Annotated in this window: 24 protein-coding genes; 18 read left to right on the top strand and 6 right to left on the bottom strand. The window is 40.7% G+C overall.

Annotated features, from left to right (window positions below; all coding sequences use genetic code 11):
• From J2X05_RS02940 to J2X05_RS02975, 8 genes are all read left to right on the top strand, one after another.
• Window positions 1-393, top strand: coding sequence for an Abi-alpha family protein (locus tag J2X05_RS02940; protein WP_310068429.1), 393 nt, complete (start codon window positions 1-3; stop codon window positions 391-393).
• A 29-nt stretch (window positions 394-422) separates the two neighbouring features.
• Window positions 423-953: a hypothetical protein gene (locus J2X05_RS02945; RefSeq protein WP_310068431.1), complete on the top strand. Its 531-nt coding sequence runs from the start codon at window positions 423-425 to the stop codon at window positions 951-953.
• Window positions 954-1042: 89 nt separating this feature from the next.
• Entirely contained in the window at window positions 1043-1609 is a 567-nt protein-coding gene (locus J2X05_RS02950; protein WP_310068432.1) for a hypothetical protein, read from the top strand.
• A gap of 112 nt (window positions 1610-1721) precedes the next feature.
• On the top strand, window positions 1722-3071 hold the full coding sequence (locus tag J2X05_RS02955; protein ID WP_310068433.1) for an AlbA family DNA-binding domain-containing protein: 1350 nt from the start codon (window positions 1722-1724) through the stop codon (window positions 3069-3071).
• 298 nt (window positions 3072-3369) lie between these two features.
• Complete coding sequence (locus J2X05_RS02960) at window positions 3370-4359, top strand: restriction endonuclease (RefSeq protein ID WP_310068436.1); 990 nt, start codon at window positions 3370-3372, stop codon at window positions 4357-4359.
• 197 nt (window positions 4360-4556) lie between these two features.
• On the top strand, window positions 4557-5678 hold the full coding sequence (locus tag J2X05_RS02965) for a DUF4238 domain-containing protein (RefSeq protein ID WP_310068439.1): 1122 nt from the start codon (window positions 4557-4559) through the stop codon (window positions 5676-5678).
• A gap of 81 nt (window positions 5679-5759) precedes the next feature.
• Window positions 5760-7088: a hypothetical protein gene (locus tag J2X05_RS02970; protein WP_310068442.1), complete on the top strand. Its 1329-nt coding sequence runs from the start codon at window positions 5760-5762 to the stop codon at window positions 7086-7088.
• Between the two features lie 236 nt (window positions 7089-7324).
• Window positions 7325-8131: a hypothetical protein gene (locus J2X05_RS02975; protein WP_310068445.1), complete on the top strand. Its 807-nt coding sequence runs from the start codon at window positions 7325-7327 to the stop codon at window positions 8129-8131.
• A 505-nt stretch (window positions 8132-8636) separates the two neighbouring features.
• On the opposite strand, the gene J2X05_RS21140 is transcribed toward J2X05_RS02975, so the two are convergent.
• On the bottom strand, window positions 8637-8867 hold the full coding sequence (locus J2X05_RS21140; RefSeq protein WP_374725243.1) for a serine hydrolase: 231 nt from the start codon (window positions 8865-8867) through the stop codon (window positions 8637-8639).
• Window positions 8868-9053: 186 nt separating this feature from the next.
• Complete coding sequence (locus tag J2X05_RS02980; RefSeq protein WP_310068447.1) at window positions 9054-10883, bottom strand: hypothetical protein; 1830 nt, start codon at window positions 10881-10883, stop codon at window positions 9054-9056.
• Window positions 10884-11356: 473 nt separating this feature from the next.
• Here J2X05_RS02980 and J2X05_RS02985 point away from each other — a divergent pair, with 473 nt between their 5' ends.
• The 10 genes from J2X05_RS02985 (at window position 11357) to J2X05_RS03030 (ending at window position 20768) form a co-directional block, all read left to right on the top strand.
• A complete protein-coding gene (locus J2X05_RS02985) occupies window positions 11357-12190 on the top strand; it encodes a hypothetical protein (RefSeq protein ID WP_310068450.1) in 834 nt (277 codons plus the stop codon).
• Window positions 12191-12420: 230 nt separating this feature from the next.
• The gene (locus tag J2X05_RS02990; protein ID WP_310068453.1) at window positions 12421-13758 is read left to right on the top strand and encodes an ApeA N-terminal domain 1-containing protein; all 1338 of its coding nucleotides are present in this window, start codon (window positions 12421-12423) and stop codon (window positions 13756-13758) included.
• A gap of 314 nt (window positions 13759-14072) precedes the next feature.
• Window positions 14073-14492: a hypothetical protein gene (locus J2X05_RS02995; RefSeq protein WP_310068455.1), complete on the top strand. Its 420-nt coding sequence runs from the start codon at window positions 14073-14075 to the stop codon at window positions 14490-14492.
• 141 nt (window positions 14493-14633) lie between these two features.
• Window positions 14634-15401: a hypothetical protein gene (locus tag J2X05_RS03000; RefSeq protein ID WP_310068457.1), complete on the top strand. Its 768-nt coding sequence runs from the start codon at window positions 14634-14636 to the stop codon at window positions 15399-15401.
• A 151-nt stretch (window positions 15402-15552) separates the two neighbouring features.
• A complete protein-coding gene (locus J2X05_RS03005; RefSeq protein ID WP_310068459.1) occupies window positions 15553-16341 on the top strand; it encodes a hypothetical protein in 789 nt (262 codons plus the stop codon).
• A gap of 325 nt (window positions 16342-16666) precedes the next feature.
• Window positions 16667-17197, top strand: coding sequence for a hypothetical protein (locus J2X05_RS03010; RefSeq protein WP_310068462.1), 531 nt, complete (start codon window positions 16667-16669; stop codon window positions 17195-17197).
• A 79-nt stretch (window positions 17198-17276) separates the two neighbouring features.
• On the top strand, window positions 17277-18134 hold the full coding sequence (locus J2X05_RS03015) for a hypothetical protein (RefSeq protein WP_310068464.1): 858 nt from the start codon (window positions 17277-17279) through the stop codon (window positions 18132-18134).
• A gap of 113 nt (window positions 18135-18247) precedes the next feature.
• Window positions 18248-18793 carry a hypothetical protein gene (locus J2X05_RS03020; RefSeq protein ID WP_310068467.1) on the top strand — a complete coding sequence of 182 codons (546 nt, stop codon included), beginning with the start codon at window positions 18248-18250 and terminating at the stop codon, window positions 18791-18793.
• Window positions 18794-19041: 248 nt separating this feature from the next.
• Window positions 19042-19911: a class A beta-lactamase gene (gene bla / locus J2X05_RS03025; RefSeq protein WP_374725250.1), complete on the top strand. Its 870-nt coding sequence runs from the start codon at window positions 19042-19044 to the stop codon at window positions 19909-19911.
• Window positions 19912-20102: 191 nt separating this feature from the next.
• Complete coding sequence (locus J2X05_RS03030; RefSeq protein ID WP_310068469.1) at window positions 20103-20768, top strand: hypothetical protein; 666 nt, start codon at window positions 20103-20105, stop codon at window positions 20766-20768.
• A gap of 141 nt (window positions 20769-20909) precedes the next feature.
• Here J2X05_RS03030 and J2X05_RS03035 read toward each other — a convergent pair whose 3' ends face one another.
• From J2X05_RS03035 to J2X05_RS03050, 4 genes are read right to left on the bottom strand one after another with little or no spacing between them, the layout of a single operon-like run.
• Window positions 20910-22055: a cysteine desulfurase family protein gene (locus J2X05_RS03035; protein ID WP_310068472.1), complete on the bottom strand. Its 1146-nt coding sequence runs from the start codon at window positions 22053-22055 to the stop codon at window positions 20910-20912.
• Window positions 22056-22076: 21 nt separating this feature from the next.
• The gene (locus J2X05_RS03040; RefSeq protein ID WP_310068474.1) at window positions 22077-23321 is read right to left on the bottom strand and encodes a hypothetical protein; all 1245 of its coding nucleotides are present in this window, start codon (window positions 23319-23321) and stop codon (window positions 22077-22079) included.
• Window positions 23318-24121: an outer membrane lipoprotein-sorting protein gene (locus J2X05_RS03045; protein WP_310068477.1), complete on the bottom strand. Its 804-nt coding sequence runs from the start codon at window positions 24119-24121 to the stop codon at window positions 23318-23320. The genes J2X05_RS03040 and J2X05_RS03045 overlap by 4 nt, the downstream gene beginning before the upstream one ends.
• On the bottom strand, window positions 24118-26478 hold the full coding sequence (locus J2X05_RS03050; protein WP_310068480.1) for an efflux RND transporter permease subunit: 2361 nt from the start codon (window positions 26476-26478) through the stop codon (window positions 24118-24120). The genes J2X05_RS03045 and J2X05_RS03050 overlap by 4 nt, the downstream gene beginning before the upstream one ends.
• Window positions 26479-26541: the final 63 nt, after the last annotated feature.

Consider the following 26541-nt stretch of genomic DNA (forward strand, 5'->3'; position numbering starts at 1 on the left):
ATGGATTATAAGAATGAAGACCGATGCATTGTTTTATCTCCTCAAGAAGCGTTGTTGTTCATCAGCTTTAATAAAGTAGGAAGCATTAACCTTTTACAAGAAAAAGACGCTTACTCTTCATACAGAAATCCAAGCATTGAAAGTCAATTTCTAAGTTACTGTAAAGAATTGGGCTTTGCTGAATGTCATTACGCTCAATTGTGGTTAGAAAATTTACAGCGCCTCAAGTTGGTGGTATTGCAGGAGTACTCAGAAGCCAGCTATCGGGCACCAGACTTCGATAGTCCGCCTCCAGAGGTCGTAAATAAAACAGATCGTTATCTAGAATTAACGGAGTATGGTCGTATGTTTTTTGATGCCTGTACGCCAATGGACGAAATACGAAATCCCTAAAAAGGCAAATCAAACGGTGTTAGGCCGATATGCATTATTTAAATTCTGATTTTAGGTCTACGCCTTTAAGAACGCTTTGTACCTCTTCGTCCAATGCTATTGATGAGTTAATGGAGTTTTCAAAAAATTCTCTGCTATTAGACGGACTGACCGCATTAGAGTATGCAGAATATTTTTATGGCGCGGTGCTTGTTGCTTGCCAAGCTTATGCTGTCGGAACTGTAAGTGATGTAAATGTAATAAGAGAAAGCCAAGGCAAAGAGAAAGTACAAAAATTTGAATTATACAAATATTCGGTCTATCCAAAAATTGAACCAACTGATGTTGAATTTATTAATGCTCTTGCAAATTACTTCAAGCACCATGACGAATGGCCACAGTGGCCTAACAACGAAACAGTAAAAATTTTGAGAAGATTTGATATAACTGAGAAAACTGAGTTTCCATTAAAGGTCGGCTCTGAAAAGCTCATAGGCTATTATCCTGATCTTCGCGGCCTATGTCAGGTTTTAGAAACTTGGCGTATGCAGGTATTTCAGAAGTGGTGTGAAAATGCCTAACAAGCGACTGTGGTAAAAAGTGATTTCGCCAATGTTTGCTTGATGGCCGATAGCTGTATTAGGTTTGAGCAATGCTAGGAATTTCCAGTATGTTTAGAATTCTAGAATATTTTGATAACGTACTTTCTTGGCTTGGCCAAGAAAAAATTCCATCGATTGACGAACTGATAGTTGCTTGGTCTCGCAATCCTGATGGCCATTTTTTTGGCTATTATCAACAGCAATTAGTCTGGCACACGGTTTATGGGCTGGCACCAATGGAAGGATTATCTGATAGCCATGGTTATAGTATGCTTCCAAATATCCGGTGCTCCTATTCTGACGGCAAATACGGCATGAATATTGGTTGGATCGAAGATATTTCAATGCACTCGGGTGGCATGGTAAGAATTAGACATTTTGCTTTGGCTGTAAAATTTACTCGTTACGGTATTGGGAAAATATTCCTTAATGCAATGATGAATTTTTTTAAAAGCATCAATGCCGTGTCTATTGAATTTCACGAGACTCACGCATCCAAGATAGATCACTACCGGCGCTTTTTTGAAAAAAATGAAGTTAAAGAAGTTAGATGCGGCGTTTGGATGATTGATCTATATGAAAATAATGACACACCCAGCCATGTACTGGAATTTCAATCTAAATTGAAGAGGTAGTGTAGTCATGAAGCATGATTATTCATACTCCTGAAATTGCGCACCTAATTTTCTGAAACTTTTTGATCGTCTTTGACAAAAATAATTTTGAGTCCGTAAAGAGGAAATATCCATGATTGCCTCCAGCGATCGTCTTGAAGATCTGTTACTTGAACCACGGGAAGATCTCAATTGCGAAATAAAAAATTGGCTAAACCTACGTGAGTCAAATGAGGATAAAGCAACATTGGCAAAAGCAATTCTTGCTATCGCCAATCATGGAGGCGGATTTGTCATTCTAGGGCTTGTGGAAGTCGATTTAGGCATCATCGAAGCGGACGGGAGACCAGCATCTTTTAACGACTATAGCCAAGATTTGATTAACGGTATTGTGCAAAACTATTCTGATCCCCCATTTCACTGCGCTGTGCACTTCGTAGCAAACCCTGCCGGAGCATTGTTCCCGATTATACGAATCCCAGGGTCTCATCGAGTGCCGATTCGAGCACGTAGATCTGGCCCTAATGGAAATACAATTCAGAACCACGCAATCTACATTCGTAAACCTGGACCGCGTAGTGAATCACCACAAAGCGCGCAGGAGTGGGATGAGTTATTGGCAAGATGCCTCTTAAATAGACGTGACGAAATGTTAGCTCAAATCAGGGATTTGCTTAGTGGAGCTGTTCCCCAAGTCGAAACGCCCGAATCTCCTGATGCATTCACTAAGTGGATTGCAACCAATTTTGATCGATGGAAAGCTTTAGTTGAAACTCTTCCAGCAGATGTTGGACCTCGCATGAACCACGGATATTATTCTATTGCCTACGAAATAATTGGCGAGCGTAAACTTATTTCTCCCGCACAATTCCCAGGGCTACTTCAAGCTAGTGTTGTTAGGCAAACTGGATGGCCGCCATTCTTGTTTCCCACACGTGATGGTATTAAGCCATACCAAATTGATGGAGCGGTAGAATGCTGGTTGGGTGGTGATTCACAGACGCCCCCGCAAGATCGTGACGCCGCACATTCTGATTTCTGGCGTATACATCCAGACGGATTTGGGTTCCTGATTCGTGGGTTTCAAGAGGATGACATGGAAAGAGAACAGATAAAGCCAGCTACTGTTTTCGATGTAACCCTTCCTGTTTGGAGGATCGGGGAAACCTTAATGCAAGCTCGTCATTTGGCTTGCAATCTTTTTAACGGCCCAACATCAATTAGATTTTCTGTCACGTACGAAGGACTTGCTGGTAGGTCATTGGTGAGTATTAATAAAAACCGTAGTATTTGGGAGGGTAGAGTCGCTCGGCAAAACGCTATTGTGTTACCGACGCACATTGATACTCAGGCAATTGATTCAAACTTACCCGAGATAATTCACCCGCTTTTGTCACCCCTTTACCTTCTTTTTGATTTTTTTGAGCTGCCCATGCAATTAGTGGCAACTGAACTATCTAAAATGAAGGCGGGAAAATTTTGATTTAAAAGTAACATGTGGTGCATACGAAAGGAATTGCGATCCGAAATTTATCAATTTTGTATATTTTATAGTGCCCGCTTTTCGCCGTTATGCGATGTAATTGACCTGAAGTGATTTTCAATATATCCAGACCGACTCAGTTGTGCCCATGAGATTACAAAAATGATGAGGGTTATGCTAGAGGAGGAACGCTTGGCAAGATCATTCGTTAATTCGATTACGAATCAAAATCGAACTTAACTGTTAATTTAATCTTTACTCGCCCCTACGCTTAAGGTCAGGGCGGAAGGAGTAGGTATTGAGCTTTGAAATAGAAAAATTGTCCAGTGAATTCTTTGAATTGCTTTGCGCGAAACTACTTCAGGCAGAAGGTTACATAGTGCAAGAGTTGGAGCATCGTGGTCGGGATATTGGTATTGATCTTGAGTTGCGAGACCAAAACAATCAGAAAATAGCAGTAGAAGTAAAAATCTTTAGGCGTCCTAGAACGTCTACTCGCTATTTAAAAGATGTTGCTAGCCAATTAAAACGTGGGGCTGACCTTATCAAGGCAGACAGGATGCTCCTTATAATATCAATGGTTTTACCTGGTCATATATTGAAGGATATTCAATCTTTGGGCGTAGAAGTTAAGGATTCAAGATGGATTCGTAATGCTCTCGCTAATTCGCCAGATATTGAAAATGAGTTTGAAAACCTTGTTATGGCTCAAGAGTCTATTAAGTCATCCTTAAATCAGAGCGTTCAAGTTGACCAGAGGGCGAGAGAACTAATAGAAAGCCTGAAAAAATTGGATTGCGGAAGAGCTAAATGGAATGATTATGAGAACATTTGCATCGATATTTTGAATTACCTATTTTTTCCTTCATTCAAAGTTCCCAAGGTACAGAGTCGTTCTGAAGATGGGCTTGATAGAAGAGACGCCGTTTATCCGATTGGCAATGGCCATGCATTTTGGGATGAACTAAAAAGAGATTCACATTCCAGATTTGCCGTGGCGGAATTTAAAAACCTATGCGAAGCGCCTACGCAAAAAGAGGTGGAGTCCATTCAACAGTATTTGTTTGTGAAAGCAAAGCGAATGTTTGGAATTCTTTGCTGTAGGCATTCCCCAAGTCAATCTGCTTTAAAAGCTAAAAGAAGAGCTTGGATAGAGTTTGATAAGTTAATCGTGATTTTGTCGGACGATGACATGATTGACATGCTAAATATGAAGGGGGGCGGGGAAGACCCAGCGGAAGTAATAGATAGTCAACTGGAAGAGTTTTGGCTTGAGCTGACACCATAAATATTATTAAATCTCTGTGATAAAGAAGATTTTCCTGATGCTTCAGCATTTGGATGATCGCTCTGTAGCTGCCTAAGTCGGCATTCGCTTTTGGTCGGCATCGGACTGTCAGATTATATCGACGCCTGTCATCAAACATTTAAGATCAAGCTTCTATCTTATGATATATAGAAAAATTAACTGTAAGAGTGTTGCTAATGCCAGAAAAAAAGAAACAGCACTTGGTTCCGGCTTGCTATTTAAAGAATTTTATAGCAAATACAACAGAACAGCTAAAGGAAAATCCGAATTATGAAAGCGGAATATATGTAAATAACAATACTTTAACGTCCGGGTGGAAACTCAGATCAATTAGGCATGTGTCGCTCACAAAGCCCTATTTTTATAACCTTCCGGAAGATAATCCGGAACAGCCCATGGTGGAGAACTTTTTATCAAAGGTTGAAGGGGATTTTTCTAAATATTTCAAAGAAGTCAACGAGGGAACCATAACAAACGAAAATATGTCGTTTTTTTCTTACTTCGTCACATTGCAATACATGCGCGTTGATACATTCATAAATATGTTTCAAGGTGCTTGGGATAAAATAGCAGGGTTTATGGATAACTTCGAAGGAGGAGATAAATATAAAACTGCACTGAAAGATATTACAAAAAGACAATTGCCTATCATAGACTTAGGGTACTTATTACACCCGCATTCTACCATCATATACAATTCAACCCCTTTTAAATTCTTGACTTCCGATAATCCTGTGGTTCGACGTCAAATAAATATTTCTGATGCTGTCGAAATAATTCCAAGTCGAAGCCTAGTTGAGTTTGAAAACGAAAGTATTGAGTTCGTATTTTTCTTTTTCCCCTTAAGTCCTAGGGTGGCTTACGTTTCATGCGAACTTATAAGACCAGGTTGCAATGCAGTAATTTTTTCAAAAGATGACTTATCAAATATATTCTTTCTAAATTATTATTCAATTGTAAACTCTCACGAGAAGGTTTTTTCATCTGTTATCGAGCCAATGAAAGCTGAGAGCCAGTTGTCTCAGCTTTTAATGCAGGAAAACAAAACGACTATTAAGATATATACTCAAACAAAACGACTGATTTCTCCCGGCTCGATTGAAGGCAATGCCAAGTCTATCGTCTCGTTGAAGATTGAAGATATTGAGCAAGTCGGATTCATAAACAAGGAAGATGAGATCACTCTAGTAGAGGTCATAGAAAATGGAAGGAGCATAAGAGGGATGAGAAACTGTAAAGTCACTTTCATTGACTACGTTAACGGGATTGTTACAATCGAGTCAAATTTCCAGCCTTAGTTAAAGCCAGCCAAACTAGCTATATTCAAAAATCAAAGATCATGTTGTCAAGAGTAAAAATAAATAATTTGAGGTGTAGCTTTGAGTAAACTTGCCATAGATTTGCTTCTTGATGCAGGACTTATAACGAGTTCTGGAAGAGCTATAGATATCGCTAAGCATTCAAACCGGGAAATTTCGGAAAAATTATCGCAATATAATTCTGCGAGAATCAGTACATTTGAGTCGGAGATATCTGATTACGCAATAACTAAAAAATTGAACGCATTATTTAGTACGGGTTCAACAAGCAATACAAAATCGACTATTCTGTCTTCGACTCTGGTATACGACTCTATAATCTTGGATGACCCGTTAGTAACATCATCAACTGAAATTAGCCTTGATCAAGTATTGAAGGGTCTAAAATTCTTCGAATGGGCCTTTGAGCTCATAAACGCGGGATTTTTAATGGTATTACCGCTCTCGTTTTATAATAGGCCAAGCGATAAAATCCCTTTACTTTTATCCGAAGACGCATTTCGCTCTTGCATTCCAGATGAGATTCACGATTTCATTCATGAAAACTCCATTATAAAATCGGTTTCGAGATCCGACAAAGGAGAGATGCTCATTCTCAGTGAGAGTGCATTTCAAAAAAGAAGAACGGCACTACATGTAGAATTTAGAAACGACTATTGGAAGTCTGGTGTCAGCCTGTATTTATATCAATCATTGGAGGATTGCGAAAAAAATGAAGCCGGTGAATTAATCTGTAAACAGACCTGGGATTCAAATGGAACTCTTGAAGAGGAGCAATTTAAGTATTGGGCGTATCAGTCGGTGAATCAAGCAATGCGAAGTCGATTGAGTAATATTTATAACGAAACATATCTAGCTGATCGGCTTGGTCATACCTATATCACGGAATCTGAGTTCGAGGCAAAGTTTTTGGCGATGTCAGGCATTAAAGAATCAGGGAAAAAACATCCATCCGCTCGGTTTTTAGAGGCGAACAAAGGATTCATTTCGATTGAAAGCCCAGAAAAGATTATTGATCTTAGGAACCGTCACTATCACGCATTTGAAAGATTCAATTACTCACTACTCCATGTGGCGGAATGCCTGTCAGATGTTTCTCCGGAAGAATTTGAAAAAAAGGCGAAGAAACTTTTTCATTCGGAAATAATGCCGCAAATCGACGAAATTCGTATCAACGTTGGCTCCTTATATAAGGCGGGAGTTAAAGGCGGGCTTGTGACTCTGAGTGGTCTTGCCGCAGCTATTGCAACGGGGTCTGCGGTGCCTTTGATTCCCGCGCTAATGCTGACCTCAGTTGGTGCGTTGACGGAGGTTTATCCGATGATTGACGGCGCCCGTCAGCTCAAAAAGAAGCCAGCATTTATTTGGCATAAGTTAATAAAATCTTAGGCGCATTAAATAATTTGGCACTGGATGATTTCACGCTAAGTGTTCGCAATTGGCCGACAAAGGTAACACCTATTCGTATGTTCCTACTAGATCCAGCAGGAACATAAACTTGGATTTTATTTGTAAGCAACGATAGGGTATGTAACCTGTAGCCTGTGTTTGGCGTGTCGATTGTTCAGTCTTAATTCAGGTGAAGGAAGTTATCCATTATGCATTGACGGACATGAGATCTTAGGATGAAAAAATTTGATTTGAGAAAAAAGCGCACGTTGGTGCTTGAACTGGACCCACGCAACTACTATGAGCTTGATGGGGTGTTGTTCAATCTAAATACTCAAACTATTCATGGAGTTCGAAACGGTAACATTCATCCGTTGGTCGGTAAGACCAAACTTCTGTATCAGCGAGAGCGAGAAAAGGGAATTCCAAAAGCACTTCATCGAAGTACTAGTTCTACTAACGATACTTTTATTGACTCCAACCACCAATTATTTTCTTACGATCATTTAATAGCTATCGACACGAATACACACCGCTTAAACGGATCGGACGTCTCAATAACAGTCGCGTTTCATTTGAAACCAGAAAGTCGGGGATCGAACAATATTTCGTGTAGTGCAGCAATACTTGCTGTGCTTGAGATGTGGAACGTAAAAGAAAAACCGGAAAATTTAGGCTGGTGGCAGTTACTTAAATCATTGGAGTATCGTCCAGATTTTTTCGGTACGATTGGGTTGGTTGTTGATTCTGACCTCGGGAACCACGATTTATTCAATAGTCGTCAAAAACCCATTTATGACAATTGTTATCTTCCCGAGAATGTAACTCTCATCTATGCAAGCGACAAAGGTGGTCCTGAACACCTATCTACGCGATTGATAAAATATTGCCACGATTTAGCTTCGGACTTCTATATCCCACATAAGTTAATTATGCATGCAAAAGGGATTTTTCCAGGAATACCAGGCTCGTTCTCACACTTTAGGCAATGGCAAATTGAAAATGAAGAGGTCAGGCAATTTGTGGATTCTCATTGTTTTTAAGGGTACCCGTTTAGAGTTTCGTGGAATAGCTTGTGAACCAGCCGTCGTTTTATATAGGGCTTAGTTCAACGTCCGTTCTTGGGCGTCTGTGATGCAACTAAGCTGATACAGTTTTCAGTGTATCCAGACAACTCAGTTGTACCCGAAGAGTACAATCAGTTTTTACAGGAAATTGCAAATCAAACGAAACATTTACTATCGAGAAATATCAATGGCCTTATTCAGTAAAAGTATTGAAATGGAGTATGGTGCCATATCGCTAGATACAAGTGTGTATGAGCAAGGAAGTTTCAAGTTTGAAAGTGGAATTCTCCAGCAGCTGACTCAGTTTAAAAAAGGTCCAGTTAAGTTTCTTCAGACCGAAATCGTGCATAGAGAATCAATCGCTCATATTGCTAGATGTTGATTTGTGTTTAGAATTGATCCACTTTTGCGTTGAATTTTGACCCACAGGAAATAACTTTAAAGCTATATGCGTGTTCAGTTGTCCTGTTTTTATTCTGGGTCAATTTTGGATGCGAATGTGGTTCAAAGAACGGTGCAAATCAACATTCTCTGTAATTGGCGAATAAGTAACTAGCTCGTCACTCTTAACCAATATAGTACGACTCAATATCGATTTATCACTGTCTGCGTCATGAAGCAATTTAGCACAGGCGATAGTTTTAAAAGTACTTGTCAAAGGAACTCGCTCATTCCCCTTATAATGCCAATGTTCCCCAGTTTTGGTTCCCATAAAGGCAAGCTAGCGCAATAGTTACTATAGGATGCTGAGCGCTGATAGTTAAGGACTTCGCCTCTAAAATTATCTCCTTGGCCTTGCCGAGCCTTTGCTTGGGAGATAGGGTGGCAGGATTCTAATCCATAGGGAGAGGCACGGGAAATACAGGGGATTACAAAGGCTAATGCTAACCCAGTCCTATTATCGGTGTTTGCCTCCTCGACCTTGGTTTCTACCCCCTCCCCTAGGGCGACCTCTACCACGCTTGAGGTTGGTAGCAATAGATTTCTCTTCCTCCATTGGGGCTTCATCTAGATCAATTAAAATCATTTCTTCTTGATTTGTTTCTTGAGAGGGAACCTCAGCTTCATCTCCTGAACTTTTATCGGAGCTAACCTCGAGCACTCGTTTTTTTGCTGTTCCAGTTTTTTTGGGCACTTTCGCGGGTATCAATTTCTCCTTCGATGAAGAGCGTTTTCTTTTGTTTTTCTTCTTGGGTTTGGTGGGCTCGTCTTCGCTCAAATCACCAGCGGTGATTTCTATTAAATGCTCCTTTGCAGACGCATTTATTGCTTTTGCCTTATTTAGCTTGGGTAGACTTGCAGTACCACTTCGAGTTTTGTGAGTAACCTCTCCCGCAGAAAGAGCATGAGTAAATTTGAACATATCCGAACCGGACGCCCCAGTATTTTGATTTGGCAATCCACCTGGTTTATCTGTAAATGATGGATTTGAGAATAAATTTTTGGCGTCTTGAGTGGAACCAACTTTCGAAAATAAAAACCCAGATACTAATTCTGAACTAATTTCTTCATGGGCATCACTGAACATGCCTATTGCACGTAGCTCCACACCCAACTTAAAAGCGCCAAGCACATTTTGATCATTTTTGTGCGCTTCTTTTTCATCATCACTTAATTCATTACCGGTCAATCCTCGAAGAAACCATTCTTCGTGCTGACTGCCTTCCAGCTTGGAAATAACTTTAGATATTCTATCTGTGGACATATCAGATCCACCGGCCTCCAGTCGAGGATGAATTGAATCTTCTGTATAGTCCTCTCTTATTTTAATAGGCACACCTTTATAAGTAGATGTTACTTCGTCGCCAACATAGAAATATTTCTTTACCTTCGCGTTTTTGGTTTTTGGCGTGACTCTTAACCGGCTTTCCTTGCTTTCTCCTGAACCTATTATTTCAGCAATATCTGTGGGTGTTTTCTTCTTTTTCTTCAAATCCATGGATATATCATAACCGTCATCCGACCTCTCGCCATCAAGATAATCGTCCGATGTAAGAAAATTCTTTCCCGCTTTTTTAGGGGCGGTAGAATATAGTTTTTGACCGTTTTCACTTAGATTAAATTTGTGGGTTTCACTTGGAGCTAACGACTTTAGAAAGCTTTTTGTTGAAATGCTGTCAAAAATAGAAGGTCGAGCGATAATTTCCTCGGCATCTGAATCATGATCTGAACTTGAACTTGAACTTGAACTTGAACTTGAACTTGAACTTGAACTTGAACTTGAACTTGAACTTGAACTTGAACTTGAACTTGAACTTGAACTGGACGGATTAATGTATTCCCCAGTCGCATCATCAAAACATTGTCCTTCATAATCCCCGGGTTTTTCCGGTATTTCATAACTCCCTCTATTTCCAGATCCTCTAATTCGACTCCACTTTTCTCCATCCCATTTATATTTTGCTAATTGTATAGTCGATTCTTTATTTTCAGATGTAACTATCTCGTTTACACCATAGCTATTTACTAGTTTACCTTCCTTTAAATCTAGCTTGTCATTATCCTGGAGCTGCATTGTCTTTTGTTGTACGACAGGAGAATTATGAATTATATTTTGCAGCATTCTTTGCGCAGTATTTTGATGACCATTTGCCATCATTCTTTGGACCGCAAGCTGAGAAGTTGTCGCACTTCGGTTATCAACAAATTCAGATGTGGCTTCAAGATTGGTTTTAGAGCTATTTTGCTCCTTACCACTTTCGACTTTGGGGACATGGGTATAAGACATGAGCAATCGTTCCGTGAATTCCTATTCGGTTGAAAGATAACAGAATTTGAATTTTTGCGTTCATTTTGAAGCAAAAAATGACATTTAAAATATTGCACCGTTTAAGCAGCTCTTCATATCCTTTCAAGTCCATTTTATTCAGATATTAAAGCTTTATTAAAGTCTAAGCGCTAGTACGAACTCCCGCGTATCAATTAATGCAACTCTTCGACCAGCTCATCTGCGAACAACGCGTGAGATGCCCATAGGCTATTCCAAGCTGTAAGATGGCGTAATTGACGCCGCTATCTGCTGCATGATAAGACTGCTATATGAGGTAGATTGGGACAAGTCGCTTAAACTGAGTCTGCGAGCCGCATCAGGTTGAAGGACAGCAGCGTGCCCAAAGCGGAACTTCATGCGAGAGCTGTTAATAGATATCTTAATAAATAAAGTAAGCCTTCGAAAAACATTACCTAAAAAAGAAGAAAAATATGGCCGGAGTAAAAGATAGCATGATTCAGTCCGCTGAATCTCTCGCTGACGCTTTGGGAATCACTCCCGAGGAGCTAGATATACTGCACTATGAGATAGATACTGAAGAGTCCTCCGATGGCCTTATATACTGCTATCGCTTGGAGTTTTCAGAAGAATGTCCACTACATATTTTGGATAAAATATTAGGACTAGAAGATGGGAGAGTTGTTCGAGTAAATCCAGCTGTATTTGACTATGAGCGCTACGACTATGAAGAACGATTCAATGCGGTAACTGACAACGATTCACCTATTGATCATTTTTCCAATGAGTTAGCCTGCCTTAAAAAGCTACTCGAACTTCCTGTCAGTCCTGATATTGAACCAATTCTCTACAGGCAAATATTTATTAGCACAATTGGGTTGATGGAGACATTTTTATCAGACACCTTTATTAACCAAACAATGGATGAAGACATCTATTTTAGAAACTTTATATCAACTCATCCCGAGTTTGGAAAAAGAAAATTTGAGCTGAGAGATATTTTCAAAGAATCTGAGAAGTTAAAGGATTCCGCAAAAATAGTGATGCTTGATATGATCTATCATAAATTGCCCGAGGTCCGTGAGATGTATCGCTCGACATTTGAAATGGACTTTCCGTCTATTAAAACGATGTTTGGATATGTAAGGGATCGACATGATTTGGTTCATCGAAGCGGTAAAAGAAAAGATGGTTCACTACTGGTAATCGAAAAATCATCTTTGTTAATAATGATCAGTGATACGGAGTCTTTTATCGATAGCGTCGCAAAAAACATGTCCGACTCCTACATTAACCTAATATTTTGATTTTTTGAATTGGCGATTCAATTTAACTGCTAGTTGAGCAACGATTACAAAAAAATCTATTGCCAACTTCTGCTCTTGGCCGCTATGCGATGTAATTGACTCAATAAACAATTTCACGTATCGAGACCGACTACATTGTGCCCAAAGCGGACGATTGCAAAGTAATTAATGAAAAATTAAGTATTGTATATGGAAAAAATTAATAGTGATGTACTCATGAGTGTCCCGAGATGAGCAAAGATGTTTATGGTGTATTTGATGCGCATGAATTTTTCGGCGAATTTTTTCATAATCAAGATGACTACGCTTCAAGGTTCTCCGCCAAAATAAAATATTCGCCCGAAACGGGTTTGATATTAGAGTACAGTATTGTTGACTCTGATGTCCCATCAGCGTGTGAAATTCTGTTTGGGATTTTGAATAATGGGAAAAGGTGTACTTTATTTGGCCCGTTTAATTTTAACCTCGGTGGCAGGCGATTCGGCGTTATAAATACAAAGTACGGCTCTCACGGTTTTCCATGTTTAGTAATGGGCGATTTTGTTAGTCCAGATAAGAAATTCGATCATTCAAGGTTTACATTTCACCACATGCAAGAATTTTTTTATCCACAAGGCCATTTGGATGGTGTTGCTTACAAAGATGGAACATTAGAAACAATTAAAGGTACTGACTGGATTATTGAAATTGAAAATAGAGCTACCTTTAATGATGTAACTGAAACGCTGATGAATCTGATAATAAATGAAAATGGCAAAGCGCTAAAACGGCTTTCGTCATCTTATGAAAAGATAAAAACAGCATTTCCTGATAATTCCTTTCTTCTCAGAAAATCCCTTGAATATTTGTTTAAGTATATTCCATGCACACCCAAAACGATTAAAGAAATGTACTTAGATATACTCAAAATTACATCTCTTTTTTCCATATTTATGGATAGGCCAACCTTTCCAGATGAAGTTAAAATTTTTCCAAATGCGGAAGCATCTAACTCTATAAGTCTCTTATCAAGTATTAATCTTGAATCCAGAACTGTTGGTTTGGCAAAAAGCAATCCATCGCATTTTTTGATGCCTATTAATAGAAATAAAATAGATCTATCAAAGACAATTTCTACTTGGTTTGAGCTACACGATAGTTATCGCGTCTTGTCAACTACGTTCCAATACGAAACAAATCATAGGACACTTCATTCTGCATATAGTGACGTAATATTATTCTCTACAAATATTGAATCAATAGCACATGACCTAGGAATGCCAACATCGGATAAGTATGAAGGACCAATAAACAGATACGGATCGGATGAATTAAAATCTGCCATAAGAAATATTTTTATCATTCATAACAATAATAGCTTAGGGAAAAATTTGAGTGATCTAAGAAATGAGCTGGCTCATGTAGGAAGACCCAAGAAATTGATCAAAATCCTTAACATTAGTGACTATGTTGATGTTGCTGAGATACTTAAATTGGTGGTTGTTTCGCACTTACTGGAACAGATCGGGGTTGCTCGTGATGTTATATATGGGTATCAAAAAAGACTTTTACCTAAGGCCCAAAGCTAACAAGTTCGTTAAGTGTTACCGCCTACCCTAGTTGGGTTCACTTCCGCTCTTGGTCGTTATGCCATGTAATTGACCTGAAACAATTTTCAATGTATCCAGATCGACTTAGTTGTGCCCAAGGCGGATGTTCGGCTCTTAAACTTAGTTGGCCATATATTTCCAAATATATTGAACCGTATATCTTCAGCTTAATTGAGATCTTTTGCTAAGGTGCTGTTGTACGGAGTTTTTTGAAGTTGGGTGGGATTCGTCTTCCAGTAAATATATGGCTTAGGCCGTTGAATAAACCGTTATGTGAAAAATAGGAATCGGAAATGGTCGATATAAATGCAATCTCTATTGGCTTGCAATCCATAAAGACAGCTTTAGATATCACTAAGGAGCTTAGGGGCGTCGACTCTCTGCTAAAAGATGCTGAGGTTAAATTAAAATTAGCCAATTTGGTCGAAGCGTTAAGTGATGCCAAAATTCATCTATCTGAAGCAAAAGTTGAAAATCAAGAGCTAAAAGAGAGAATCTTGGAGCTTGAATCTAAGTTGCAATCAAAACAAGAAGTTGAATTCAGAGAAGGTTTTTACTACGCAAAAAATGCAGAAACAGGTGCTGCTTCAGGTCCATTTTGCGCACTTTGTTATAGCGACTCAAATAAATTAATTTTAGTATCTGAGTTGCCTGTTGGAATGCGAGACTTTGGCAACTTTCGGTGCCCCAAATGTGGCACAGTGAAAAGCTAAACACATAACAAATCGCGCAAGGCTCGCAAACTTCGTTTGCTGGACGCATTGTAAGTCGTGCATTTAACGAATCGCTGCGCGAAGTTTATCGCACATGCGCAACTTACAACGCGCCCCTGCGCTCAACGTTAAGGAGAAGAAGTGCTGCCACATCACAAATGGGAAATCGGAATATCTGCCGGCAGTTATTATCCAGATTTAACACAAGAATTTTGGGGTAATGATATTGCACTTTCATATGAAAATGATCATATGGGAATGCAATTTTTTGGCTATTCGTATCATATTGACGAACTAACTGATGAGAAATTAATTGCTTCACGTTTATTTACTTTACAGCTGCTACTTAACGGCTGCCTCAGAATAGCCTGGAATAGCATGCATTCTTGTCCGGTAGAGTTTACGTGTTTTGCAGCTTGCAATGGAGGCGCAATTCATAGCATATCTACTTCGCATATCGAAAACTTTCCTTTTTCAGCCAATCCAAAAATTGACCTTGAAGAAAGTGAGTATCGTCCAGCAAAGGGAAAGTTTTCATCCCATTTATTACATCTTTGCAAGAAAGATGTCGCATTACGCTCTCTCATCCTTCAGGTTGGGTTAATTACGCTTTCGGGAGCCTTCCAAAAAATAATGACTTGGGGCACTCTTTATAAAATATATGACACCGTGAAGTATTACTCTAAAGAATACGGCTATCCTATTGAGAAATTTGCAGATCCAAAAAAAATAAAAGACTTTCATGCAGCATGCAATAATTCACTTTTACTTGGCCCTTATGCTAGGCATGGAGAATTGGGGTTTAAACAACCTAAATCAGCTATCACTGATTTAGATGAAGCTGTAGAGGTCATTATAAATTTTGCGGGCGGATTTTGTCGTCACTATATAAACGAAAAATATCCTTAATAAGCGCCTGTGGTAGGAAATACGAGAAGTTGACACCGAAATTGTCTTTTCTGCATGTGAGCTTTCAGTATCCTCAATGTCTGCTTTTGGCCGATAGCAGATAGATTTAATTTTGATTTTTTAAATTGAAGACCTTCCTCACCGAGAGTTTATGATGTTATCGAAGCTATTTGGAAGAAGAGAAGAAGTTGTTGGGTTTATCTATGTTGCAGATAGCAACCAAGGATATCTCAAAAATGCAAATGTCGGTCAAATAATCCAAACCGAAAAGAAAGGTGCGCCTTGGATAGTGGTAGATCATTGTTTAGAAAATATAGTCATTGCCAAATGGCCTGGAACACTTTGGCGGGCAGAGGTTAAAGATGAAGCAAAAAATACTGGTCTTCTTGAGTATGCTAAATATACAAGAGCTAATGCTGTAAAAATAATTGAGAGACTTCCACTTGCACTTCTTTTGGGGGATTTTGGGGCGAGCATTTTAAAAATTATTGAGTCCGCTGGGTCTATTGATACCGGGACAGCTAAAAAATTATCAAGTGTTTTTAATCCTGAGTCACTAGAGATATATTCCAAAGGTTGGAATATTTTCGGAGGAACTAAAAATGTCGATCCTCCTTTTTACGGGCGTAACCATCAAAATTCCATTGCAATGCCTGGTGATGAAGGTTGCTCGCCAATCAATAGTGCTTTCAAAATTATATATTCACAAGTATTTGACCGAGCTAAGGAGCTTACAGGTGGAAAGGCCCTGTTAACAGATGATGAAGGTTGTTTATTATTAGATGATGAGTGGTCAAAGGCTTGTAACAGTTACCTATGTGCAGCTATGGCTGTTGCCTATCAAGAAAAGTTTACAGAAAATGAAATTGCGGTCTTATCTAAAGGCTGGGTAATGACCTATGGAGAATTGCCAACAAACAGTAACAATCTAAAAGGCTAATGTCCGCAAATGGCCGTTATGCGATGTAATTGACCAGATTCAAAATTCAATGTATCCAGGCTGACTCAGTTGTGCCCCAAGCGGAAGTTGCCGCAGTAATGAGTTAAAGAGCTGATGTTTGCGCCTAATCAAATCCACCAAAAATTAAGCTAAGCTGGAAATTTTCCACCTTTTGCCCCTTAGTAGAAAATCATGGTGCGACTGAAAGCCAATGATAGCGCGTGATTGGAAGATGTGTTATTAAATAGCCTCTAAGACTTAGACAGAAAAATTCCGGCGCGAAAGGTGAAAACTTTCCATTTAATTACATTGTTAGGTTACCAAATTGGGACTATTCAGTATTTTCAAAAAGAAAAATCCAAAAGCCGATTCTGAATTTCAAAAGTATGCTGAGGAAATGATTGCTGAATTTCATGTGAATGACTTTCTAGGAAAAGCTGCTGAAGCAGGTCACAAAGCCAAGGCTGCTGTTCATGCTAAGCAACATGATGCAGCTTGGGAGCTCTATCATGAGCAAAAGAACTTTTATATGCAGCATGCAAATCGCTACGGCTTTACAGCGCATCAAGCATTAGCACTAGACTCGCAGGTTCATGAAGACCTAGCAAACATACTTCGAATTGAAGGCAAAAATTATGACGCTCTAGTTCATATACTCTACTGGGTTCTCGCAAACAACGACAAGCCGATTAAGCGCCATCAGCAGAAATTATCTGCATATTTTGGCCGCTGTAAGTTCAATAATACGTCTTTAAATGAAGCAATTTCATTTACTTCTATACATTCAACGGATCACCCACTTTTCTTTGCTCAATCAAAAGTAGCAGAGTGGAGAGCTAAAGAAAATGGCACCTAACAAGCGACTGTGGTAAAAAATCAATACCTACAACTTAAATTCTGCCGTTTGCCGCGTTGTTAGCTTTGAAGGAAATTTCATGGACAATTCTGAGAAAAAATCAACTTTTGTTAGAGTGCTGCTTATACTTTTATCTCTAATGCTCGTAGGAATGATAAGTTTTAATTTTTATTTTACAGAGCCTAAGGGTGAAATTGGTTCAGGTGTAATAACACTAATACTAATTTTAGCCGTATTAGTCCTCTCAGAATCTTTTGATAACTTTTCGGTTGGAAAGTTGGTGTCGATCTCTAGAGAGGCTAAAAAGAAAGAAGCAGAAGTTAAAGAGCTAGAACAAAAGAACTCTTCATTATTGAATCAGCTAATATCTATTTCAAACACACAAACCCAGCAACAGAATCACACGAATGTTTACGGTGACTATCATGAAAGCTCAAGCCAGCAAAAAGCAAATAGCCAGATAGCTACCACTAGTGCAAACAAAAATGATGTTGAGCAGCTTCTTAATCGAATTGGCGATAGCATTGGTATCAATGATTATGAAAAATTGATAATTAAAGATCTTAAGGAAAAAAATCTTGAATGTGAAAGTGATACGGCAAAAGTGCTCATCAAGCATCTTGCAGGAACACAAATTTCTTTATACTTTGAGATTATTAACCAAGACATATTCTCTAGCCAGATTGAACTGCTAAGAGCTTTGAATGATTCAATACCGGAAGGTAGGCCAGATGATTTTGTTGATGGTTACGTTTCAGAGGTAATCTCAAGGAACAAAGAGATACTTGGCGATTGGACTATTCCAGATTACTTAAAATTTCTTTATCAAAAAGAGTTGATCATTCAAAAGGATAAGCACATCGCTATTACAAACTATGGTGTTGAGTACTTAGTCTGGCTAGTAAAAAGTGGAAGAAGTCGAAAAAATAGCTTGTAGAGCAGCTACCAAGTTGTTTGTTTTAGTTTCAGCCACAAAAAACGTGGCTTCCACTGGACTGTCTACGCTACGACAGCCAATTAGCAAAGCGTTATAGTATAAGGAGGTAAATTATGGATAAAATAATGTCATTTTTGACCGCTGAATTTTTTCTAAATAGCCGACCCAATGGTGGAAAGGCTGTTCTTTTTAGAACTCTATTTATTACTGCTTATCTTTATCTGCTTGCAATTGGATTAAAGTCATATTCCTCTGAAGGAAGTACATTTTCATTCTCATGGAATGAATTTTTAGCTGAGGTTAATGACACCATTCCTTGGCTTGGAGCAATTTTTGGAGCTACTTACGCCGCACTATATACTCGCTTTTCATCGCAGTGGTCATACTTGGCAGGACTTTATAACCAGCAAATTCAAGCCGCTCTTACTCTCGATAAAGCAGCACTGAAAGGAGAAAATTTTGCAATTTGGCAAGCTGCCTTTATCGAGGATGCAGTTTGCATGCATTTGGCAACAAAGGTAGGTTTTAGTAATGCAATACTTTCAATGCTTAAAGAATATAAAACTAGAAGAATTCTTGAAGAAGACGAACACTTCGGAAAGCTTCGGGTTGCCGAAATTGAAAGAGCATTGGAGGCCGCTGTGCGAAAACAACTCTAACAAGCGACTGTAGAAAAAATCCTGGAGCTGACGCTGCAATCGCCTTTTCCGATTAAGATATTAAACTATTCTCAATTTCCGCTTTTGGCGGATATCCGATGTAATTGACTCGATCCATAATTTCAGGTTTCAAGACCGACTCAGTTGTGCCCAAAGCGGATACTGGACTTTTTTGCTGCAAGCCGATTAGCATCTAAAATGCTGTCGAACAATAATTTTATGGATTTATAAATGTGAAATTTTCAAATGTGTTCAATTTGCATGCTTTGTCATTGTTAGTTTTTACCTCTATCTCATCAGTTGCTATCAGCCATGATTTTACGCCCGTTAAAAAAGAAATTAAATTAATTGAAGACAATCTATCAGCCCACATTGGTGTTGCTGTGCTGAACACCAAAACAGGGGAGCATTGGCATTACAAAGGGAATGAACGAGTTCCTTTGACAAGTACCTTTAAAACTATCGCCTGCGCTAAATTGCTTCATGACGCTGACAGCGATAAATCACTGTTAAGTCGCACAGTATTAATTAAGAGTGACGAGCTAGTCACTTATTCGCCAATCACGGAGAAACATGTAGGCCAAGAGATAACGCTTAAAGATGCGTGTGCAGCTACAATGCATACGAGTGATAATACTGCCGCTAACATAATTATAAATGCGGTGGCTGGAACAGAAGGTATAACGGACTTCATCCGAAAAACTGGAGATGACGTCACTCGATTGGATCGTTTTGAGCCAGAACTAAATGAAGCACTACTTAATGACATTAGAGATACAACAACCCCAAACGCTATTACAAAAACGATCAATAGACTTTTATTTGGCTCGGTTCTTTCCAGGCCAAGTCAGCAACAACTCAAAGAATGGATGGTAAACAATCAAGTTACAGGCAACTTACTGCGTTCGGTATTACCTAAAGGCTGGGAAATTGCTGATCGTTCAGGGGCTGGTGGATTTGGAACGAGAAGCATTACAGCTGTTGTTTGGGGCGAAACTCAATCCCCTTTAATCATCAGCATATATATTGCACAAACAGAAGCATCTTTTTCTGAACGCAATGAAGCTATAATAAAGATAGGGCAATCTATTTTTAATTCTTATCATTCAAACAATTAGCTTTTAAGGCTAACAAGACACCGTGGTAAAAGCCTAGTTACCATATCGGCAGAGAGGTGAGTGATATCTAACTTCCGCTTTTGGCCGAATGTTGGCATACATCATTTAAATAGCTTGGCTTGGAAAGCTTTTAGATCTGCCTGACATATGCAATTTTTGGGGCTCTAGTAACTTCTGGGAAGTTCAAAATAATGAAAAAGTGGTCTTTAAATATCGAAGATAGTGAGTTGTCTACCCTCTATGATAATTACCTATCGAAGATCGATGACATATCTACATTGTACTCTGTCGTTCTATATGCGGATACGAAAATCAAAGCTGATGATTTTCTTAAAAAAGATGAAGAGATTTTTTTAAGCGATAACTTTTCTAGAGGTTTTACTACTGTTAAAAGTAATGAAGATATGAGTGCATGTAGTGTTTCTGGAAATCTCGAAAGGATAAACTCTTATCAAACAGTTATATCACTAGTTTCTAACTATGAAAATTTAACCGATTCATTAATTAAACATTTTAAAGTTTGTGGTTCTAAAATTGAAATGGCAAAACCAAACTCTAATGGAAGAACAATTGATAGCCCGATACTTAAAAAAAATCAAGCATTACATGATGTGTTAAATATTCATAGTAATGTAATAGGCTCGCATGAGCTGAGCTACTTATACAAAATAATTAGGATAAGAAATAGACTGGTTCACAATCAAGGTGCAATAAAGGAGAGTGACCTTCCTCTTCTCAAGACTTGGGTTAAAGACAATAAAATTGAGTTAGAAAAAAATCACATCGATGATTTTATTCACTTCTTTTTGATGCCGATAAGAAGTATGTTTCTTAGTCTGTCAGAAGCTGTGGTCTGATGAAATATATCAAAGTAACTGTATTAATCCGCACTACGCTTTGACTTATACATAAGCACATAAACTTCCGCTTCTGGCCGAGCGCGGTAACTGGCAGTACGCAGGTTAACGTTTAATCCAGTTAAACACCAAAACTTCTCATCACCTTATATGTTTACTCACCATTGTCTTCCAGCTGTTAGTTAAAATTTGGCTGGCTTGTTTAATTTCGTCTTCAGTTGTTGAGATCCCTACTGACAATCTTACTGAACCCCGCGCGCGGTCAGCAGATGCACCTATCGCTGCCAACACACCGCTGACTGCATCACCATGTGAATGGCAGGCTGAGCCTACTGATGCAGCGATCTGGCCTGCTGCGCTTTCAAGAAGTGCACGGCCACTGACATCTGGGAATGAAATATTTAATGTATTGGGAAGTCGGTGCTCTGGATGGCCATTCAAGATGATTCCGGGAATACCTGCTTGTAAGCGGCTGAGTAATTCGTCGCGTAATTGTTTTAAATAAGGTTCAGCCTCCGGTAGCCGTGCGGCAGCTAAACGAGCGGCTTCGCCCAGTGCTGCAACTGCAATAACATTTTCTGTTCCAGGTCGGAGGCTGCGCTCGTGACCCGCACCATACATGATTGGGTTAATGGGTGTGCCTTCACGCACATACAACGCTCCCACACCTTTTGGAGCATAAAATTTATGCCCTGCGATGGTTAACGCATCAACCCCCAATTCCTTCACATCGACTTTCACTTTGCCAATGGATTGAGCGGCATCAACATGCAGCAGTACGCCCCGCGCCCGCGCGATCAGCGCGATATCGGAAATGGGCTGGATGGTTCCAATTTCGTTATTGGAATGCATGATACTAATTAACGCGGTATCCGGGCGGATGTGGCTCGCGAGCACTTCAAGATTAATTAATCCATTGGCATCAACTGGTAATACTGTCAGATCCCAGCCTTCCCGTTGCAATTGCAAACAGGGTTGCATAACAGCTGGATGTTCAATTGCGCTGGTGATGATATGTTTTTTATTTACGCTGGCGCGTGCCATCCCGAGGATCGCAAGATTATTGGACTCGGTGGCACAGCCAGTGAAAATAATTTCTGCTGGAGTGGCAGTAATTAATTGCGCAACCTGCGCACGTGCCAACTGAACCAATTCATTGGCGCGGCGACCGTAGGCGTGACTGGACGACGGGTTTCCAAATTCAACCAAACACTGAGTGATCACACTGATCACCTCTGGCGCAATGGGTGTGGTCGCGTTGTAGTCGAGATAAATGGGTGTGGTCATAAAATAAAGCCCTATTGAAAATCAGTATGCAAGGCGCAGTGTTAAATAGAGGTTGTCGTTACGATCAAACGCACCGAACATACCTTGCGAATTTCCTGAAAAAATATTTGTTCCGATTTCACCCCAGAGATTATCGTTAAACGCATACCTGAGTGTGGATTGTAAAAATCGGTCGGATTCGCTCAGCCCCCAATAACTAAATATATTAACCGTTAACGTTTGGTGCATGAGGAATTGTGTAAATCGTAGCGTAGCAACCCTGTTCCACTCTGCTGACACTGCCGTAGCCGATGACGCGGCGGCTCGGTATGCCGAATAGTTTTCCATGTGCTCGATATAAAATTGCACACCCAGTGTGGAGTCTTTCCAAAGCTGTCGATTGTATCCGCTCAACAGGCGGGTCTGGCTATTTTGGATGAAGGGATTTGAACCAGATACATCATCACGTGAATCGTAGTAACCCGCTTCAAGATTAAATACCCCGTTTTTAATTTGCCCTGTAAGACTTGCACCATAGGTGTTCAGGCGCGGGTGGAAAACGTTGGTTCCTGGCGCTGCAATGGCCGGTTGATACGATGCTCTGCGCCAATAGCCTTTCGATGCATAACCGCTGACATCCCACCCTGAAAAGGAACGCGATAGCTTTCCAGCGTATTCCAAATCATCATCATTCGATTCCCTTGTAATCGGGGGCGCTAATAACAGGGATTGCATTTCAAAGCGTCGCATCTCCGGCAAATGATCTTCATCGAAGCGCGCTATTACCGTTTCAATCGTTGTGTTGCCCGGATAAAAGTCAAACTTGATCGCATCTGTTGGACGCTTGAGAAAGTCCATTGGCATTCCACCAAAAAAAGCATTCCAATCTTTGGCGAATACATCGTTGATAAACAGCATATCACCTGTGCCCCAAGTGATCATTTGCCGCCCGGTTCTTAACTGAATGGCATCTTTTGTCCAATCCCAATAGAGTTCACGCGCCCGTGCACTGGTTTCGTCAAAAACAAAATCCTGAACCAATTCCAGATTTGCAGTAAACGAATGTGCATTGTCATTAGTTGCATAGTCTGCTTTCAGTTGTGCGCGTAGTTCTGAAAATGGAATCTCACAATCACTACTGCCGCACGATTCGGTGTGAACCCTCGCGGTGGTGTGAGACTGTAAAATACCATTCACCTCGGCGCTGACTTCCGGGTTATTAAGTATCAAGAGACTCATTGCCAACATCGGTAACGATTTACTGTAAACAAAATCCATGCGCGTCATTTAACCCATTGCTGCGGTGGGTTACGCAGGTAGCGTTCGGTAAAGATATCTGCCTCAAGCCCGGAGTTATAATTGATGTCTTGATAAGTGACATCTGTGCGATATCCGGTTTGCAGGTTTTTCATTGTTCTGGCGGTGATCGTCCATATGTCAGCGATGCTCTCCACTTCAACGGCACTGAACACACGGGATGGACGGTTGCGCAAATCAAAATATTCTTCACTCAAGGGCAGCCAGCGCTCTTTGTCGATCAATGAAACCCGGCGACTGTAATCAATCGGTTTTACCGGTTTGCTTTCAATGCGATAGACCGGCCTGCCTTCAAATGTTTCTTCACCGATCAGCACATGCGTTTCATCGGCAACCTCTCTGCCAGAAACATCTTCGTAGGTAAAGTCTGATCCCACAAACGAAGAGCGTTTATCATCAGAAGCAATACGTTTCACTAATTTAATCGCGGGCACAAAGATCCAGCGATCATCTTCTTTTCCGGTAAATTTCTGCACGAGAAATGCAGTCCCTTTCACATCAGTGGGGCGATGGAAATAGGTGTAGTAACGTTGCTCACCGTCAACTCCATTTAAACGGAGCATAGTCATCTCACGTTCGCGTATGTCGCCTTTTGGATTCACTAACTGCATGGTAACTTTGGTACGCATATCGGCACCGGCATAGTAAGTTGCATCCAATGAACGCTGCACAATCTCAGTTGCATCCATCGCTAAACTCATTGAGGGCACAGCGGCCAGACCCACCAAAAAAAGTCCGGGATTGATTAGTTTTTTAATCAAGGAAATCATGCACCTTCTCCAATAGAAGTGACTGCGGATGCTGAAGAGCGGGTATCAGGCAGTGCTTTTTTGACGAATAGCCAACGTTGAAATAGTAGGATTAACGCCGGAAGATAAATTAATGTGGTTAGTGCACTCACTAACATCATGCTCAGAATAAATGCGCCTACCGTAATGTAGGGGGTCAGAGGTGCAAACATCATTACCGAAAATGCAGCGGCGAATAAAATGGCATTGCGCATGATGCCTTTGCCGGGGCGCACAGCTGTCCAGAGTAAATTATCGGCAAGGGTTTCGCCGGTTGTTGCTGTCTCTTCCATTCGCTGGCGCAAACGGCTAATGAAATGAATGGAAAAATCGACCGCCATGCCGAGTGATAGACATGAGAGTACGGAGATGGGCATATCAAAATCTTTGCCCGTAAATCCGATCACGGCATAAATCATCATGATGGTAAACAATAGTGGGATGTACCCAATCAGTGCCCACCGGATGGAGCGGAAATTAAAGGCGAGTAATATAAAAACAACGAGCAGTGCCAGAATAAATCCTTTGAGCATGTCCCAGAGAACTTCGTCATTCCACACTACGTTGAAATACGCTGTGCCTGCTGGCTTGAATTCCAGATCGATGGGGTTTTGCTGTTGGTAGTTCTCAACAGCTCGAATAACAGTTCGCATCGCCTCCGCATCCCAGGTCTTCAATTGCAACCAAATGTTGGCTTGCTGGAATGGGTAGTCAACCACGTTATCGAGGTCGGACTGTTTAGCAGACATACCGAACAAAAACAGATATTGGGCAATCGTATCGGCATCGGTTGGAATCACATAAAAATCGGCGTCGTCTTCGTGCAATACACGATTGATGCGTTTGACATAATCGACAATCGAAAAGGTTTTACCGACCTCTGGTAGAGACTCCAAATGGCGCTGCAAACCATCGAGATATTGCATAGCTTCTGGTGTTTTTATCCCTTCGGCTTGCGGTGCAATGGCAACAATGTAGCCTGATGCTGTACCACTGAGAGATTGGTTGATTTTTTCATCTGCAATTCGCACTTCACTGTTTTTGGTGAACCATTCAACCAAATTGTTATTAATAGTTATTTGGGTGATACCGACGACCGAAATCCCCATCATCACAGCGCCTACTGCGATTATTTTTTTCGGGTGATTGACGCCGATACCGGCAAGTTTTATTAGCCAATGTGTAGAGGCTTGCTGTTTGCTGTTTTCACGAGCGACGGCGGCGAGAATTTTTTTCTCATCCATCATCATCAATAACGCGGGGATTAAGGTAAAGCTCAACAGGCGCAGCAACAAGGTACCGAAAACAATCACACCGCCGAAGACTTGTACGGGAATGATTTCCATAAATAACAGCACGGCAAATCCGGCTGCTGTGGCGAAGGCCGTATAGCGCACCGGGCGACTTACGGCATCCAGGGTTTCATGAATGGCCTGTTGTTTGTTGCCACCACTGCGATAGCGATGATAAAACTCATTGAAAATATGGATACTGTCAGTTGCAATCGCCATCAGGAAGACGGGTGCCATGGAACTCATAATATGCACTGGAAAACCCAATCCAATTAATAATCCCATGCTGCATAAAATACTGACCATGGCTACGGCCATCATGGACATGGCCAGAGGCAAACTGCTGAACATCCAGAGGATGGCGATAAACATGATCATCCCGGCAATGGGTGCAAACAGCCCCATCATGGTGAACATATCCGCACCAAAGGTATCCCTGACAACCGGATCACCGGCAACATAAAAATCATCGCCACTCTCTTGCGCAGCGATAATGGCGCGGATGTTATCGGCTACCTGTTTGCCGTTAGCACCTTCTTCCAAGGGCACATAGAGAGCGGCCATGGTTTCGTCTTCGGAGATAATCCGGTCGGTGAAGAGCGGATTTCCAATTAGTTTGGCCCGAAGGGTCTCAAGTGCCGCAGTAGTCGTTGGTGCTTCTGACATCAGCGGAGCGACATCAAGTCCCTCACTGTCGGCGCTGATATGGTCAATCGTGTTGAAGCTGACCAGGTCGCGGGCTGCGACACCTTCTATCGCCAATATCTGTTCAGTAACCTGATGTATTTTGCCCAACGTCTTGAGATTGAGGACACCTTCATCGTTGTGCACAGCCACAACAATGGTGTCTTCATATAGCCGGAAGGTTTGTTCGATCTCATCATTCCATACCCGTACTGCCGAGTCAGGTGGCAGCATATTTTTCGGATTGGTATCCAGAGTGATGCGCGGGAACTGGGTGCAAAATAACGCGGTAATGATGAGTGTTATGGCTGCAACCCAGCGGGGATGATGGGTCGCGAATTCCACTAATGTGTGTTTGCGCATAGGGTTAAGGAATCCTTTTAGCTACGGGTGCTTATATCAATACCTGACACCTGAAGCGTCATT

The sequence above is a fragment of the Cellvibrio fibrivorans genome, from assembly GCF_031457055.1.
Taxonomy (GTDB): domain Bacteria; phylum Pseudomonadota; class Gammaproteobacteria; order Pseudomonadales; family Cellvibrionaceae; genus Cellvibrio; species Cellvibrio fibrivorans.

Excerpts from the sequence above, each read along its gene's own strand:
- J2X05_RS03045 (WP_310068477.1), bottom strand. The coding sequence starts at position 24,121 with ATGATTTCCTTGATTAAAAAACTAATCAATCCCGGACTTTTTTTGGTG.
- J2X05_RS02995 (WP_310068455.1), top strand. The coding sequence starts at position 14,073 with ATGGTCGATATAAATGCAATCTCTATTGGCTTGCAATCCATAAAGACA.
- J2X05_RS02990 (WP_310068453.1), top strand. The coding sequence starts at position 12,421 with ATGAGCAAAGATGTTTATGGTGTATTTGATGCGCATGAATTTTTCGGC.
- J2X05_RS02940 (WP_310068429.1), top strand. The coding sequence starts at position 1 with ATGGATTATAAGAATGAAGACCGATGCATTGTTTTATCTCCTCAAGAA.
- J2X05_RS03050 (WP_310068480.1), bottom strand. The coding sequence starts at position 26,478 with ATGCGCAAACACACATTAGTGGAATTCGCGACCCATCATCCCCGCTGG.
- J2X05_RS02975 (WP_310068445.1), top strand. The coding sequence starts at position 7,325 with ATGAAAAAATTTGATTTGAGAAAAAAGCGCACGTTGGTGCTTGAACTG.
- J2X05_RS02980 (WP_310068447.1), bottom strand. The coding sequence starts at position 10,883 with ATGTCTTATACCCATGTCCCCAAAGTCGAAAGTGGTAAGGAGCAAAAT.
- J2X05_RS02955 (WP_310068433.1), top strand. The coding sequence starts at position 1,722 with ATGATTGCCTCCAGCGATCGTCTTGAAGATCTGTTACTTGAACCACGG.
- J2X05_RS03005 (WP_310068459.1), top strand. The coding sequence starts at position 15,553 with ATGATGTTATCGAAGCTATTTGGAAGAAGAGAAGAAGTTGTTGGGTTT.
- J2X05_RS03015 (WP_310068464.1), top strand. The coding sequence starts at position 17,277 with ATGGACAATTCTGAGAAAAAATCAACTTTTGTTAGAGTGCTGCTTATA.
- J2X05_RS03020 (WP_310068467.1), top strand. The coding sequence starts at position 18,248 with ATGGATAAAATAATGTCATTTTTGACCGCTGAATTTTTTCTAAATAGC.
- J2X05_RS03035 (WP_310068472.1), bottom strand. The coding sequence starts at position 22,055 with ATGACCACACCCATTTATCTCGACTACAACGCGACCACACCCATTGCG.
- J2X05_RS21140 (WP_374725243.1), bottom strand. The coding sequence starts at position 8,867 with ATGGGAACCAAAACTGGGGAACATTGGCATTATAAGGGGAATGAGCGA.
- J2X05_RS03030 (WP_310068469.1), top strand. The coding sequence starts at position 20,103 with ATGAAAAAGTGGTCTTTAAATATCGAAGATAGTGAGTTGTCTACCCTC.
- J2X05_RS03040 (WP_310068474.1), bottom strand. The coding sequence starts at position 23,321 with ATGACGCGCATGGATTTTGTTTACAGTAAATCGTTACCGATGTTGGCA.
- J2X05_RS02985 (WP_310068450.1), top strand. The coding sequence starts at position 11,357 with ATGGCCGGAGTAAAAGATAGCATGATTCAGTCCGCTGAATCTCTCGCT.
- J2X05_RS02965 (WP_310068439.1), top strand. The coding sequence starts at position 4,557 with ATGCCAGAAAAAAAGAAACAGCACTTGGTTCCGGCTTGCTATTTAAAG.
- J2X05_RS02950 (WP_310068432.1), top strand. The coding sequence starts at position 1,043 with ATGTTTAGAATTCTAGAATATTTTGATAACGTACTTTCTTGGCTTGGC.
- J2X05_RS02945 (WP_310068431.1), top strand. The coding sequence starts at position 423 with ATGCATTATTTAAATTCTGATTTTAGGTCTACGCCTTTAAGAACGCTT.